11 protein-coding genes are annotated in these 14,365 nt (G+C 38.2%); 3 read left to right on the top strand and 8 right to left on the bottom strand.

The window, feature by feature from the left end; all coding sequences use genetic code 11:
* Nucleotides 1-43: 43 nt before the first annotated feature.
* Nucleotides 44-1,210, bottom strand: a complete 1,167-nt coding sequence (locus GQR38_RS18285) for a DcaP family trimeric outer membrane transporter (protein ID WP_010554447.1) — start codon at nt 1,208-1,210, stop codon at nt 44-46.
* Nucleotides 1,211-1,650: 440 nt separating this feature from the next.
* On the opposite strand from GQR38_RS18285, the gene acs reads away from it, so the two are divergent.
* Both acs and GQR38_RS18275 read left to right on the top strand, forming a co-directional pair.
* Nucleotides 1,651-3,591: an acetate--CoA ligase gene (acs, locus tag GQR38_RS18280; RefSeq protein WP_007584798.1), complete on the top strand. Its 1,941-nt coding sequence runs from the start codon at nt 1,651-1,653 to the stop codon at nt 3,589-3,591.
* A 104-nt stretch (nt 3,592-3,695) separates the two neighbouring features.
* The gene (locus GQR38_RS18275; RefSeq protein ID WP_007584799.1) at nt 3,696-4,346 is read left to right on the top strand and encodes a response regulator transcription factor; all 651 of its coding nucleotides are present in this window, start codon (nt 3,696-3,698) and stop codon (nt 4,344-4,346) included.
* A gap of 181 nt (nt 4,347-4,527) precedes the next feature.
* On the opposite strand, the gene purU is transcribed toward GQR38_RS18275, so the two are convergent.
* Both purU and GQR38_RS18265 read right to left on the bottom strand, forming a co-directional pair.
* Nucleotides 4,528-5,358 (bottom strand): formyltetrahydrofolate deformylase, encoded by an 831-nt coding sequence (gene purU / locus GQR38_RS18270; RefSeq protein ID WP_165722862.1) that lies wholly within the window; start codon nt 5,356-5,358, stop codon nt 4,528-4,530.
* Nucleotides 5,359-5,571: 213 nt separating this feature from the next.
* Nucleotides 5,572-7,458 carry a hypothetical protein gene (locus GQR38_RS18265; protein ID WP_165722861.1) on the bottom strand — a complete coding sequence of 629 codons (1,887 nt, stop codon included), beginning with the start codon at nt 7,456-7,458 and terminating at the stop codon, nt 5,572-5,574.
* A gap of 217 nt (nt 7,459-7,675) precedes the next feature.
* On the opposite strand from GQR38_RS18265, the gene GQR38_RS18260 reads away from it, so the two are divergent.
* Complete coding sequence (locus tag GQR38_RS18260; RefSeq protein WP_165722860.1) at nt 7,676-8,650, top strand: DNA topoisomerase IB; 975 nt, start codon at nt 7,676-7,678, stop codon at nt 8,648-8,650.
* A gap of 48 nt (nt 8,651-8,698) precedes the next feature.
* Here GQR38_RS18260 and pelG read toward each other — a convergent pair whose 3' ends face one another.
* From pelG to GQR38_RS18235, 5 genes are read right to left on the bottom strand one after another with little or no spacing between them, the layout of a single operon-like run.
* Nucleotides 8,699-10,063 (bottom strand): exopolysaccharide Pel transporter PelG, encoded by a 1,365-nt coding sequence (gene pelG, locus GQR38_RS18255; protein WP_165722859.1) that lies wholly within the window; start codon nt 10,061-10,063, stop codon nt 8,699-8,701.
* A complete protein-coding gene (pelF, locus tag GQR38_RS18250; RefSeq protein ID WP_165722858.1) occupies nt 10,051-11,568 on the bottom strand; it encodes a GT4 family glycosyltransferase PelF in 1,518 nt (505 codons plus the stop codon). Before pelF ends, pelG begins: the two co-directional genes overlap by 13 nt.
* Nucleotides 11,561-12,544, bottom strand: a complete 984-nt coding sequence (locus tag GQR38_RS18245) for a HEAT repeat domain-containing protein (RefSeq protein WP_165722857.1) — start codon at nt 12,542-12,544, stop codon at nt 11,561-11,563. The genes pelF and GQR38_RS18245 overlap by 8 nt, the downstream gene beginning before the upstream one ends.
* A complete protein-coding gene (locus tag GQR38_RS20715; RefSeq protein WP_007584806.1) occupies nt 12,541-13,839 on the bottom strand; it encodes a PelD GGDEF domain-containing protein in 1,299 nt (432 codons plus the stop codon). The genes GQR38_RS18245 and GQR38_RS20715 overlap by 4 nt, the downstream gene beginning before the upstream one ends.
* On the bottom strand, nt 13,836-14,351 hold the full coding sequence (locus tag GQR38_RS18235) for a hypothetical protein (protein ID WP_007584808.1): 516 nt from the start codon (nt 14,349-14,351) through the stop codon (nt 13,836-13,838). Before GQR38_RS18235 ends, GQR38_RS20715 begins: the two co-directional genes overlap by 4 nt.
* Nucleotides 14,352-14,365: the final 14 nt, after the last annotated feature.

The raw sequence follows: 14,365 nt of genomic DNA, 5'->3' as shown, positions 1-14,365 counted from the left end.
AGCGGCCTAGGCCGCTTTTTTAAAGTAGTTAGCTTTTTAGTTATTAAAAAGAGTATTTAACAGAGAATTGTAAACGATCTAAATCGCCATCTACGCCACTTTCAGTTTCACGCTCAGCATGTTTTAGCTCAGCTCCAAATGTTAGGCGTTTAACAGGGGAATATAAAATGTTAGCGCTATAGCTTTGGCTTGATTCAGTCGGATCACCAGAAATAGCTAATAAATCAGTGTTGTTATCAGCAGAGAAGAAAGAGTATAAGAATGTTGAACGCCATTGGCTTGTCCACTTGTGCTGGTAAGCAACAAAACCAGAAGTCGAATCAATGGCATCTAGTTCATCGCCATTAAGTACTGCGCCGTGAGCAACGTTTAAGCCTACGTAACGGCCTAAGCCTTTACCTTGAGTAAGCATAAATTTAAGGTTGTCTTCACCAAGGTTTATTTTACCCGACGCACTAATACCAAAAGATGTTTCATCTGCATCAACACTGCCTACCTTATAGGTAAGTTGGCGAGCAAGCGCTGCAACAACAATGTTACCCCAATCAGCTTTGTGTGTGTAACGAGCTGTAAAGTCAGGCAATGATGCATCATCAGTTACTACCATACCGCTAGTAGTAGAAATTGTACTTTCTGGGTTTTCTAATGAGAAAGACCATGCGCCAGTGGTATATTTAATTTGCGATTGGCGAACAAATATAGTGCCTTCAGCTGGGCCTACAAAATCAAGCGTTTCAGCAAGGGCACCCACGTTTTGAAAGTTAGACCATGTTTGACCAAATAACCAACCGTCGTATGTCACAAACGCATGGCGAATACGTGGAGCATAAGAGTTTGATACACGTTCATTGCCGCCAGCAGCTGAGGCTAAAAAATCAATCTCAATTTTAGTGTTAACGGTCTTACCGTTATCCATAACAGTGGCTGTGCCAAAGTTAAAGCGTGACTCGCGAGCATGCATATCAAACACAGCATCTGAGCTGTTATCGTCGCCAACTGTTAGCGTACTTGGTACGTAAAAGTCACGACCTACGTTTGAGCCTGCAGGCGCACCCGCTGAATAATCACTCCACATAGAGTCGAGTTTAATGTATCCACCGTAAGTAAATTCGGTATCACCAATTTTTGCAGCAGTTGCCGCGTATGCAGTACTTGATAGTGCACATAGTACAGCGCTTGCTGCCAATGTTTTTAATGGGGTAAATTTCATTGTGGTGTCCTTTATAGGCTACTTGTTATTTATTACTTTTTTTTCATAGATATTTGTATTACTTGCTACGAGTATTACTTACGAATAAAAAGGGTTGTTAATTTGGCTTTCAATTCACTTTCTATTTTCATTCGTTAAATAAAGCATTTTAGTAAGTACAACAAAATATCTTTATTAGAGTACGAGAACACTGTTGAATATGTGCAATATTTACTCAATTACCTATTGGTCTATAAGACTAAGGTTTGAGAGCAGATTAGTTTGTATTTACTTACATTTAACGCGTTGTATTATTTATGTAAAAAAATTGAAAGCAGAAGGATTATAAACTACAAATGAGGAAATTGAAGGGGTGTACAACTAAGGTCTAATACTTAATGTAGCACTGCTGAGTAATCCTTGATAAAAGCTTAAGGCAAGTAATTTAAATGGAGACTAAGATGTCACAAAGTATCTATCCAGTTCCTGCGCATATTAAAGATGCGACTCTTGTAGATAAAAATAAATATAATACGCTTTACAAGCAATCTATTGATGACCCAGAAAGTTTTTGGCGTGAGCATGGCAAACGTCTTGATTGGTCTACCCCTTATACAAAAGTTAAAAACACATCATTCGACAAAGGCCATATAAATATTAAATGGTATGAGGATGGCTACCTTAATGCTTCGTACAATTGTATCGATCGTCACTTAAAAACCAAAGCAGACAAAACTGCGCTTATTTGGGAAGGTGACAGCCCATCTCAAAGTGAGAATATTACTTATCAACAATTGCATGATGAAGTGGCTAAGTTTGCCAATGGTTTAAAAAAGCTAGGTGTTCAAAAAGGTGATCGTGTAGCGATTTATATGCCTATGACGCCTCAAGCTGTTTATGCAATGCAGGCTTGTGCACGTATTGGTGCTATTCATTCGGTTGTATTTGGTGGCTTTTCACCTTCTGCGATTGCAGATCGTATTCGAGATTCGGGTGCCAAAATTGTTATTACTTCGGATGAAGGGCGCAGAGCAGGTAATTGTGTTCCATTAAAAGCAAATGTAGATGAAGCGGTAGCGCAAGAATCTGTAACCTCAATTGAGCACGTTATTGTGCACCAATTAACCGGCGGTGAAGTTGATTGGAATGAGCACGATATATGGTGGCATGACCTAGTTGCTGATTTACCAGCAAAGTGTGAACCAGAGCCAATGAACGCTGAAGATCCATTGTTTATTTTATATACATCAGGTTCAACAGGTCAGCCGAAGGGGGTTGTGCATACTACTGGTGGCTACTTAGTTTACTCATCAATGACACATGAATACGTATTTGATTTAAAAGAAGACGATGTGTATTGGTGTAGTGCCGATGTAGGTTGGATCACAGGTCACAGTTACATTGCATACGGGCCATTAGTAAACGGTTGTACGCAAGTATTATTTGAAGGTGTACCAACTTATCCAACTGCAGGACGTATGGGCGAAATTGTTGATAAACACGGTGTAACTATTTTATATACTGCGCCTACAGCAATTCGTGCGCTAATGGCGAAAGGTGATGAGCCAACAGCTTCGTCAAATCGCGATAGTTTACGTATTTTAGGCTCGGTTGGTGAGCCAATAAATCCAGAAGCATGGACGTGGTATTACGAGAGTATTGGTAAATCTAATTGTCCGATTGTTGATACGTGGTGGCAAACAGAAACCGGTGGCATAATGATTACGCCTTTACCGGGTGCAACTGATACAAAGCCTGGCTCTGCAACCCATCCATTTTTTGGTATTGCGCCAGCATTATTTGATGCTGAGGGGAATAACCTTGAAGGTGCTGTGGACGGTAATTTAGTTATTTTAGATAGCTGGCCATCACAAGCGCGAACTGTTTACAACGACCATGAACGTTTTGAACAAACTTATTTTAGCGCCTACCCAGGTGTTTACTTTACAGGTGATGGTTGTCGTCGTGATGAAGATGGTTATTACTGGATCACAGGACGTGTGGACGATGTACTTAACGTATCAGGCCATCGCTTAGGTACTGCCGAAATTGAAAGTGCTTTAGTTGCGCACGAAGCAGTAGCCGAAGCTGCAGTAGTGGGTTACCCGCATGATATTAAAGGCCAAGGTATTTATGTTTATATTACGCCTAACGAAGGTGTAACAGTAAGCGATGAGTTAACCAAAGAGGTACGTAACTGGGTTCGTAAAGAGCTTAGCCCAATAGCATCACCAGATATGATTCAATGGTCACCGGGTTTACCTAAAACGCGCTCAGGCAAGATTATGCGTCGTATTTTACGTAAAATCGCTGCAAATGAGCACCAACAACTCGGTGATACGTCAACGCTTGCAGATCCATCTGTAGTTGATGAACTAATCGAGAACAGATTAAATCGTTAAATGTGCGTTAAAAACTTGATTACAAGTTGATTCTAAACGTAGTATATCGGCTGTCAGTAATGGTTTTATACCTAACTGGCAGCCGAATTTATTAGGAGTGAACCATGAGTCAGTTTTTAATAGCGGACGACCATCCGTTATTTCGTGAAGCACTAAAGGGCGCATTGAGCGCAAAATTTGAAGGTTTAGAGGTTTTTGAATCATCCGATTTTGACAGCACACTGCAAGTGTTAAGCGAGCAAGAGGATCTTGATATATTACTGCTAGACCTTCACATGCCAGGTAATGGTGATTTATATGGTCTTATTCGTATTAGAGAAGAATACCCAAGCTTACCTATTGCCGTTGTTTCGGGTAGTGAAGACGCTAATATAGTTTCTAAAGTAATGGGTTACGGCGCTATGGGTTTTATTCCTAAATCGTCATCGTCTGATGATATTGCCAGTGCAATTAACCAAATACTTGAAGGCGATACATGGCTACCAAAAGAGCTAAAAAACAAAGTAGCTGAAATTGAAGGTGAAGATAGAGAAATAGCAGCGCAAGTTGCCTCATTAACACCTCAACAATACCGAGTGCTGCAATATCTGCACGAAGGTTTACTTAATAAGCAAATTGCTTATGAACTGCACATATCAGAAGCAACAGTAAAAGCACACATTACAGCCATATTTAGAAAACTCGGCGTGTACAATCGTACCCAAGCCGTTTTAATTGCCGCTAAATTAAAACTCGAGCCAATAGAGCAGGCATAATTTACATTTAAAAAGTCACTTGCTTTTTTATGAGCAAAAAAATGCCAGCAACAATGCTGGCATATTTTTATGTGTAGAATAGTTAATCAGAATTCAGGTTAATAACAAAATGCATACCTTGTTATCAACACTGTTTTATTACCTCAAAATAAACTACTTAATTAAGCGAATTGGTACAATGCTAAGAAAACACTACAGTTTTATTACCATTAATAAATAGCTTATGCTCTGATGCAAGTTGGAGTGCTTTACAAAACACTGTTTTCTCTACATCTTTACCCATTTTAGCCATCATTCCGGCGGTATTAGCATGTGTAACGCTTGTTACATCCTGCAAAATAATAGGGCCTTCATCAAGCTCATTATTCACAAAATGAGCGGTAGCACCAATAATTTTTACGCCGCGCTCAAATGCTTGATGATAAGGTTTAGCACCAATAAATGCGGGTAAAAATGAATGATGAATATTAATTATTTTGCCTTCAAAGCGACCCACAAATTCAGGACTTAAAATACGCATGTATTTGGCAAGGCCAATAATGTCAGGGTTGTAGCTGGCAATTAAATCACCTACTTTTTGATCGTGCTCGCTACGAGTTAGTCCTTCGTGCGATACAACATGAAACGGCACATCAAACCCTTTTGCTAAAGGCTCTAAATCAGCGTAGTTAGCAATAACGGCTAATACTTCAATATTAAGAGTTTGTTCAAATTGCTTTAGCAACATACCACCTAAACAATGGGCTTCTTTAGTTGCAAGTAAAACTACTTTAGTTTTTGCACCGCAATGTAGGGCAAGTTTAGCGCCTTGTGGCAACAGTGCGCGTAGTTGATCTAAAAAGTCGCTTTGTGGCTCGCCTGTAAGCTCTGTGCGCATAAAAAATCGCTGTGCGTCTTTATCTACAAACTCGTTGTTACGCGTAATATTTAAATTATTTTTATGACAAAGCCCTGTGATTTTAGCTATTAAGCCTACGTCGTCAGCACATTGGGTGGTTAGTATATAGCTCATTGTCCTCATTCTTACCCTGTGATTAATACTTCATTATTTGTGTTTTGGCACATAAAGCAAGGGCTTTGTGGACTAATCCAATATTAATCATGTTGTTGAGTATAAAAAAGGTAGTAAAGTTAAAAGGTATTGAATAGAGGTTAATAAAGGATAAAAAAATGCCACCTAATTTACAAGGTGGCATTAATACTAATAATCCAGAGTTTAAGTTAATTAACCCTTTGGCTCGGGAGATAAGTTTTCTTCTTGTCTTAAATACCCGGCAGCTTCTTCGTCATCTTTAGCTATCGCTTGCTGAGTAGGTATAGCACGCGTTTGCTGGTTTAATTGATGTATTTGTGACGCATTACCTAAATCACGCTCACTGGTGATTGAGGCGATAGATTCACGGTCTTTCAAGAACGCGATAACGTCTTTTTTGATTGCTTGTAATTGTCCTTCGTCTTTATGCATTTCCATAATATGGCGAGGATGTTCAAGATTTTTCATACCTGTTGCTGCAAACGTAGTAGAAACAACACGAGAAACAATAATCCAAGGCGTTATGCTACTGCGTACTAAAGTATTTTCTGAGCGAGTACTATCGTGAATACCAGTACCTGTTGATATTTTAGACTCAGTAAATGTGCCTTCGCATTTAAAGTACACTAGTAGTGATTCAAATTGCATTTCAGCAAAAAATAGATGAGCTGTATTTGTAAGCAATTGCGCAAATGCTTTAATAAGTATACCTATTAGCAATAAGTGAAAGCTTGTCATTAATAGCTCACTAAATTGAATAACATGTTGGTTATTAAATGCTTGTTTAAAGCTACTAATATTTGCAGCGTCAACGTAATGATAAATATTAATAAACGAATACGCTAAAAACACAGTAAACGCTAAGGCTATAATATAAAGCAAGTTACCACTTACTAAAGCAAGTAACCGTGCTAGCGTAAAGTTTTTACCTAAGTCTATTGAGTGCAGTTTAGGTTGAATCTCTTGGATCATTTCACCTTTAAAACCGCCTTTACCTTCAATTTGTTCTTGAAGCTTAGGATCTAATTCGCGATAAACTCTGTTAGGTACTTCTTTATAACGACGGTTAGCCATTACTAAGTTATCAAGGTTTATAAAAATTTCGTCAGGATGAACAGACTCTTGCCAGTTTTCACGTAGTTCTGATACTTCAGCAGAAGGGGTAACTGCATTTAAACGCGCTTTAATCATAATAAAAGCAATTGCGCAGCTCAGAGTGGCTAATACAATAATCGCAATTAAGTACATGCCAGCATGAAGACTAGGTAGTTGCTCAATCCAGCCATCTATTTCTTGTTTGCTAATGTGTTGTTCTTTCATCAGCCATGACATAGAAAGGCCAATAGCGATTGGTAGGATAAAAGATAAAGAAATAATTTTAGCGAGTGCACCGGTACCAAGTGCTTCAATATTTTTTTCAGCGTTTCTAGAAATAGGTTTACCCGTAGAGCGCCACGAAAAAAGCACGTAGAACATTAATATGGCACTATAAACAGGAAATGCTAATTCGCCTGCTTCACCGGTAAAACCCGATAAAGATACAAATGCCACAAGGCCATAAGCAATAAGTGCAACAAGGGTACTTACCCATGAGCCAAATAAGCGCTGAGCAACATTACGAATAGGATAAGGTAGGAATAATAACTTAGGGATTAAGCTGTGAAGTAAACGTGATAAAAAACCATTAGGCTCTTTAAACGTACTGTTTTTACGACCAACCAGCATTTCTTCGAGTGATTGCGCGGTGTAGGCTACTTCTTTTTCTTCTTCTTTGGCGGTTGATGCTTGTGATTTACTGTAGTTATAAGCAAGTGAAGTAGGGTGGTTTCTGCCTACAAAATACTTAAGAGTTGCATAAATACCACTTGAAAGTGAGCGAATGCCGAATGCTAAAATAAGCATGCCAAACACCATTAAAATCCATCCAGCGGTTGTATCTTCTTTTACTGAGCCCGCAGCAATAACAAGTAAACTAATACCCGCTATAGACTCGATGAGTCCTCTTACAGCTGTTACTTTACCTTCAAGTTTGAAGGGGTTTTTTAGTCCAAGATCAATCGATCCATAATCAAAAGCCATTGAATGCTCCTTTTAAACAGCATGCCCAATTAAGGGAGAATATAAGCGTAGTTATAATAACCATTATATATATCGTATTTTTGTTTTTGCTCAATTTTTGATTATATATCAATAAAGTCGTTCAGTTTAAGGTTATTTTAAAGTGGTACATTCTATGCTTTGAAATATAAGCTTAAGCGAGTTAACAATATCTCTTTTAAATGCTTGAGGAGGAATGATGGAATTGATTTACGTTGATGATAGTTTGCCCGGAATTACCCGAAAGCAAAAAAACAAACATTGGCAGTATTTTGACCCAATAGGAAAAATAATTAAAGAGAAGGCCGTTATTGAGCGCTTAAATTCACTCGCGTTCCCGCCTGCTTATAAAAGTGTATGGTTTTGCCCTGAAGAAAATGGGCATATTTTAGCAACAGGTTACGACAGTAAAGGACGAAAACAGTACCGGTATCATCCATTATTTACACAACAACAAGATGCTAAAAAGTATCAAGCTTGTAGTGTGTTTGGACATAAGCTACCGTTACTTAGGGCTCAATTAAAGGAAGCATTGCAAGGTGATGAGCTCGATTATGAACGTACTTTAGCAGCCATTGTTAGATTAATGGATTTAGGTGCTCTACGGGTGGGGAATGAACGTAATGTAAAACAAAATAAAAGTTTTGGTGCGACAACCCTAAGATCAAGGCATGCAGAATTAACAGGTAAAAATATTAGATTAAAATACCGTGCAAAGTCAGGTAAAGAAAGGGAAGTAAATATAACGGATAAAGCATTGAGTAGTGTTATTAAGGAACTTCAGGACTTACCCGGGCAACACTTGTTTCAATATATAGAAGAGGGGGAGCGCTCTAACGTTACCTCTACTGAAATCAATCAGTATATTCAAAATATAATGGGTGAAGAATTTAGCGCAAAACACTTTAGAACATGGCGAGCAAGTGTGATTGCTTTTAAAGAAGTGTACGAAGCAAAAGGCGCTATTACATTAAAAACAATGCTTGATGAAGTGTCTTCAAAGCTTGGGAATACGCCAACAATAGCGCGTAATTCTTATATTCACCCTGATGTTATTGAGCTTTGTAAGAAAAATGAATCAGAACAAACTCATTGGCGCGACAATTTTAAATTACCCCGTAAAACAAAGTATCTTAGTCGCTTTGAGCGCGGTTTATTAGAGTTTTTAACGTAACGATAAAGGCTGTAGCTTACAGCCTTCATGTTAAGTTTTTGTAACCTGCTATTGCAGCATAAACGTTTCGTATTCTAAATCTTCAAATTGTTTTGAAAGCCAAAATAAGCCAACAACAGAGGTAATAATAGTTGAGAGTGCAAAGCCGTAACCATAAAACTGCGGCCCAAAAGCAATTGATAACAAAGTTAGAACAACATTGATTACTAAAAATAACCCCGCTAAAAATAGCACTGTTGAGCGTTTATCTAAATAAAACAAAATATTTAAAATAGATAAAAATATAACTTGTACCCCTACACCGACTACATCAATAAATAAAAGCGTTTTATAGTTTGGATCAATGCCGATAAAGGTAAGTATTTGCTCACCCCATAATAACAAGCAGGCAACGGTAATACCCTGAATTTTAAATATATCGTATAAACCGGCACGCGCTGTTTGGATCATACTGTCTTTTAATATGTAGATCTCTTCAAGAGATGAGCCACCACGAATAGCGGTGTAAAAACGGTCGTACTCTTCTACAAAGTCGGTTTCCATTTTTACTAAAAATACTGCCATACCGGGAATAATAGACAAATAAGCCAAAAATATAGGTAAGTCATAAATTGGGCTTGCTCTTAATGTGCCAATAATTTGAATTGATGTGCTTGGAGAATACCAAAAAATGATTTTATCAGCCCATACACCAATGTTATAAAACAGACCACAAAAGAATAGGCTGTAATACACTTTTTTATTGCTTAAAAAGTCAAAGCTTATAAGTTTTTCACCTGGGTAGCGGCGAATAATCATAAATAAAAAGCTAAAAAAGAGCAGTGCTTCGCCAGCAAAAAACGCAAAAAATAAGCCGTCTAACTGCCAGTCTCTTAATAAATATGCAAGCAATACCATAAAGGCGTAACCACTTAGCATGGTAATTAAAATTAACCGGTATTCTTTCATACCTGATAGAAAAATAGCGCCAAGCCACTGATTACATAAGCTTACGAAGGCACCTAAAATTATAATCTTAGTAACAACGGGTATAGGGAGCATAGGCCATACAGCTAAGCCCACCAATAACGCAGCTATTGTTGTTAAAAGTTGCGCACCAAGTAAATTAGGGAGTACTTTTGCCTCTTCTTTTTGAAAAAACAAATCGGCAATAAAACGAGTTAGTAATAACTGCAAGCCACCCGTTAAAATAAGTGAGGCTGCCATCATGTAGGTAACAAGCGTTAAAAATTGAATAATAAGTACTTTAGGTAATACAATTCCTAAACTTAAAATACCAATTAGCATTAACGCTACTATAGAGAGCAGCCAGGGGCCTGAGCCTATTAAACCTGCGTAGCCGTATGCTTCAAAAACTGAGAGCAGGGTATTTTTTTTGAGAATTTTTCGTATCTCAAAACCTATTCCGGCCATGCCATTGTATCCTTATAAAGTTTATCGTAACGGGCAAACATGTGGCTCTCGTCATAAAATTTTTGTACGCGGTCTAAACCACTTTTTTGATACTCAAGCCAAGCTTGCTCATTTGTTAGCATGTTTGATATTTGTTGTGCTGTTTCGCTAGGTGAAGCAATTGAGACAACTTCACCGGCTTTACCTAATGCTTTATCTTCATCGGTTCCGCCTTCGATTATTTCGCGGCACGAGCCAACATCACTAGCAAGTACAGGCACACCGGCCGCCATTGCTTCTAAAAGTACTAAAGGCTGCGCTTCGGAAATCGAGGTTAAAGCAACAATTCCGAGCTTAGGCAAAATTTTGGTAATATCTTGCATACCTAAAAACTTAACACTGTTTTGTAAATCAAGGCTGCCTACAAGTAGTTCACACTCTTTGTAATATTGCGGATCTTCTTCATAAGGGCCGATGATCCAGCCTTCGACCTCTGGTAATATCGATTGCGCTTCTTTAATCGCACGTATAAAGGTTTTAATATCTTTTATAGGCACTACACGTCCAATTAACCCAACAACCGGTGGTATCTGTTTTGGACGCTGATCAAGCGCTTCAATAAAGCGCACTGTTTTAATGCCATTAGGTACAACAAATGCTTTTTCTGGCGCTGCACCATCTTTTATTTGGCGCTGTCTGTTACCGTCGTATAGCGAAATGATCTTATCTGCTTCTTGATATGTTGTTCGGCCTATTTGCTCAAAAAAGCTGATCCACATTCGGCGAATAAAGCCCATCTCGGTATTTAAGTTTTTACCTAGGCTTTGTTCAGACTCTTTGATCCAACTGGCTTGAATAAGATCTATTTTTCTCTCTTTGGTGTAAATACCATGTTCGGTCAACAAAAAGGGAGTATCGCTTATTACACTGGCACCAGATCCTAAAATACCAGCATACCCGGTAGATATTGAGTGAATAAGTTTAACTTTTGGAAGTCCACGTGCAATTTCGGCTATTTTAAATAGCGGTTTATATAAATTGCGATATGACCAAAAAAAGTCAATAAAAGAGGATTCATCACAAAAAGTTGAATAGTAATTGGTGAGCACTTGCCACGATGATTCACTATATAAAAAGTCGGCTTCGTTAATACCGTCTTTTTTAGCCAAAGTTTCAAATGCAAATTTTAACAATTCAGTCGGGATAGGCTCGTTACAATCTCTAAAATAATTTTGTAGTTGTTGCCAGAAATCAAAGAGCTCTTTTTTATATTTAACGCCATGCTTAGCTTTTATTTCAGAAGTGTCATTTTCCACTAAATAATGAACATGCAGCTTGGTAACGTTTTCAGGTAAAGTATATTGAATCTCGCCATAATGCTCTGGTGCTCCACCTATAAAAACAAGCTCAAAGTTATAATGAGGTAACCCTTCAATTATTTGATGAACCCAACTAGATACACCACCACGTACGTAAGGGTAGGTACCTTCCAAAAGCAGTAAAATGTCTGCATTTTTATTACTCATGCCAATACTCCTGCAAATGACGTAATTCACTGCCCTTAGGTTGTTCTGGGAGTTCTTTTAAGTAGCGTTTACAGTCGTCAAACTTGTTCATACAAAAGGCAACTTCGGCTTTATAAGGGAGAACATGACGCCTTGCCATACCAAACTCAGTTGCTTTAAGTAAGTACTCATGGGCTATTTCGTATTTGTCTAAGGCTAAAGATATACGGCCTAAAAATATAAAGGTTGCAGGTGTTTTTACGTGCTCAATACTTTGCTCTGCAAGTGCTTCTGCTTTTTCTAAAACATATTTACGCAGTGCACCTTGGGCTAAACCCAAATAGCTAAGTTCCCAATACAGTTCGGCTAGCTGTTTTTGTAAATGGCTCAATTTAGGCTGCTTAGTCGTAACGGCTATTTCTTGCTGATACAAACTGATTTTTTCGTTGAGTTTGGTTTCTTTACCATCAAGGGTTGAGTAGGCGAGTAGCCGAATATCATCTTCTAAATCTTTAAGTGCTAGCTTTAAAATAGGAATTGCTTGTGAGTCACTCATGTGACGAGCTGCCATTACAGCATTTAAACGTTTATTTGGCTCATTAGCGTGCTTCAAAATTGCTTTAAGTCCGCCAATAGAATAGGTCGGGTTTGCTGATATTGCTCTGGCTTCAAAAGGAAGCTCAGGTATTTTATGCTCTTCTATTTCTATCTCGTCGTTTTTGAGAGGTTTACAAAGAGCAAACGTAAGCGCTACTACAACACCTATAATTCCAAGTACGGGTAATGTAAACAATAATAAAAACATGAGTAACAAAGAGCTATAAGGAGTCGTTTTGTATTTTTTAGGTATAAAAACATAACTAACAATAGCAAAAAGGATGCTAGCAATAGCATGCAATAATATAGCTAAAAACCAATTAGGTGTTTCCAGTACTTCTATTAGTGCAAAGTACTGGCAAATACACCCTAAAATAGCCGCTACAATAATTATAATCATGAAAGTGAAACCAATCTCTTTATATCATCTGAGCTTATTGGTAGTGCAAGTTGTTGCTCAATAACAATATCAAGCTCAGCTAAAGTGTTACCCGTGCGCTCTTTACACCAGGTGTTCATTCGGGCAATAAAGCCTGCTTTTTCAAGTTCATCAGCTAATGGCATTAATAGCAGTAATACCTGATTTTGATTATCATACAAATAAATGTCTAAACCACGGCGTGCTTCACTTAAATAACTCATAAGTTGAGTCGATTTATCAGTAATATTATTGGCTTTTATTTTTAGCAGCTGCGATGGAATGTTGTATCGTTTTGCTTCTTTATTCGCGCGTTTAACTTGGCGAATAAAGTATGGAGACTCTTCATACGTCATTACTGGGTTTGTTATTTCATGGCGCAGTAGGTCGCCAATATGCCCAGCCATAACAGCAAGTAGTGTAAGAGTGGTATTTTTAAGTGCAAAAAATTGTACTCTTTCAACTAAAATAGCGCCATAAATTGTATTATTTACGTCGATAAGTGGGATTGCCATATGGTATTTACTTATACCTAACGCAGTTTTTGCGTCTTTTACTGATACTAATTCTTTTTCTTCAATCATCGCTAATATAAGAGGATCATTTTCAGCTATTTGACCCATTTGGCCAATAGAGGCAAGTGGAGGCTCTAAAACAGTGTCGTTTTCAACTTTATATAAACCCGCTCTTTCTAATAAACCATATTCAACGAATAGGTCGATTATTTTTTGCGCTGCGCTATCAAGCCTTCTTTCTTTTAATAGCCCGATAGAGGTTCTTACTGCTTGTAGCGATTCACGCAAACTTAACGTATGGCCAGCAAGCATTTGCTCTATTCTATCGTGAGATGAATTAATTAAGTGATACTGACGAGTAAATGTTTCAAGGCGATCTGTTACGTACTCAAGCTGAATACTTTGTTGTTGATTAGTACGTTCCCACACATCCCTGAATTCGCCAGTGATCATAATTACAATAATGTAGCCAATCATGGCGTTAATATTGAAGTCGCTTTGTGGTGATAAAATATTTGCTTGAAGTAAAAAAAGTTGACCAACAAGCAAACATAAAATACTAATAAAGCCTTTTGAAAAGCCATAACGTAGAGAAACTAAAAGTGGGCCAAGTACAGGCCACGAAAACCCTCCCTCAGTCCAAAATGGGTCCTCTGCGTTAAATAATACAGGCAGCCCTAAAGCAAGCGCGGTAAATATAAATACCTCAGCCCATATTTGTAGCTCAGGAACGTCTCTTGGTCTAAGGAAATGTGTTTTCACTCACTAACCTCTATATAAGAAATTAAATCGGCAATCACATCTTGTGCTGTTGCTGCAATGCTATCGCGGCCCCAACCACTTTTAGCAATAGTACCCGTCCAAATCGGTGTTGTTTGTCCATTTTCAGTGAGTGATAATGTAAGTGCAACAACGGGTTCGCCGTCAAGCCCAGCTTTGTAGCGCCACTCTTCAATGCTGCCTGTTAGTACATAGTCAGCTTGTTGAGTGCTTAACCATTGCATAGCATTGTCTAAACGGTATTGATCATCCAGCGGTGGAAGCTCTTTGGTGTTTACGCGAGGTGCGCGTATAAGAGTTGGTAATTTATTTTGTTGCCAAATACTGGCTAAAATATCTTCAGCACGCTCACCTGCAAGCGGTGTTTGAGCATGATTAACAAGTGGCATTAATGCCACAATTTTTGAAGGGCTAAGCTCTACATCATCAGCAACTCTGCTGGTGGTACATGCTGATAATAGTAATACCAAACACGGTATAATTAAACGAAACATACTCTCTCCTAACA

The sequence above is a fragment of the Pseudoalteromonas sp. c7(2019) genome, assembly GCF_011378625.1.
Lineage (GTDB): Bacteria > Pseudomonadota > Gammaproteobacteria > Enterobacterales > Alteromonadaceae > Pseudoalteromonas > Pseudoalteromonas arctica.
This window is presented reverse-complemented; position numbering and strand designations above follow the sequence as displayed.